This window comes from Senegalia massiliensis (assembly GCF_900626135.1).
GTDB lineage: Bacteria > Bacillota > Clostridia > Tissierellales > SIT17 > Anaeromonas > Anaeromonas massiliensis.
Genome location: NZ_LR130798.1, coordinates 1 through 812 on the forward strand (window position 1 = coordinate 1; position 812 = coordinate 812).

Sequence of the window (812 nt, forward strand, 5' to 3'; positions counted from 1 at the left end):
GAGGAACAGGAGGGTGCATGCTTGGTGATAACGGCAATTCCGGGAGTACCGGCGGCTGATCTGTCTGGAGCGGATTTGCTCAAAGCGTGGCCGTCAATGGGGCAGCAACTTGGCGCTGTTCACAGCCTATCGGTTGATCAATGTCCGTTTGAGCGCAGGCTGTCGCGAATGTTCGGACGCGCCGTTGATGTGGTGTCCCGCAATGCCGTCAATCCCGACTTCTTACCGGACGAGGACAAGAGTACGCCGCAGCTCGATCTTTTGGCTCGTGTCGAACGAGAGCTACCGGTGCGGCTCGACCAAGAGCGCACCGATATGGTTGTTTGCCATGGTGATCCCTGCATGCCGAACTTCATGGTGGACCCTAAAACTCTTCAATGCACGGGTCTGATCGACCTTGGGCGGCTCGGAACAGCAGATCGCTATGCCGATTTGGCACTCATGATTGCTAACGCCGAAGAGAACTGGGCAGCGCCAGATGAAGCAGAGCGCGCCTTCGCTGTCCTATTCAATGTATTGGGGATCGAAGCCCCCGACCGCGAACGCCTTGCCTTCTATCTGCGATTGGACCCTCTGACTTGGGGTTGATGTTCATGCCGCCTGTTTTTCCTGCTCATTGGCACGTTTCGCAACCTGTTCTCATTGCGGACACCTTTTCCAGCCTCGTTTGGAAAGTTTCATTGCCAGACGGGACTCCTGCAATCGTCAAGGGATTGAAACCTATAGAAGACATTGCTGATGAACTGCGCGGGGCCGACTATCTGGTATGGCGCAATGGGAGGGGAGCAGTCCGGTTGCGCGGTCGTGAGAAC

The 812-nt window shown here is 56.2% G+C and carries 2 protein-coding genes; both read left to right on the top strand.

All coding sequences use genetic code 11. From position 1 onward, the window contains the following. Positions 1-588, top strand: a 588-nt coding sequence (locus E0D94_RS14655; RefSeq protein WP_130808304.1) for an APH(3'') family aminoglycoside O-phosphotransferase, incomplete at its 5' end; no start/stop codon positions are given. Beyond that, positions 588-812, top strand: a 225-nt coding sequence (locus E0D94_RS14660; protein WP_242620575.1) for an aminoglycoside phosphotransferase family protein, incomplete at its 3' end; no start/stop codon positions are given. The genes E0D94_RS14655 and E0D94_RS14660, both read left to right, overlap by 1 nt.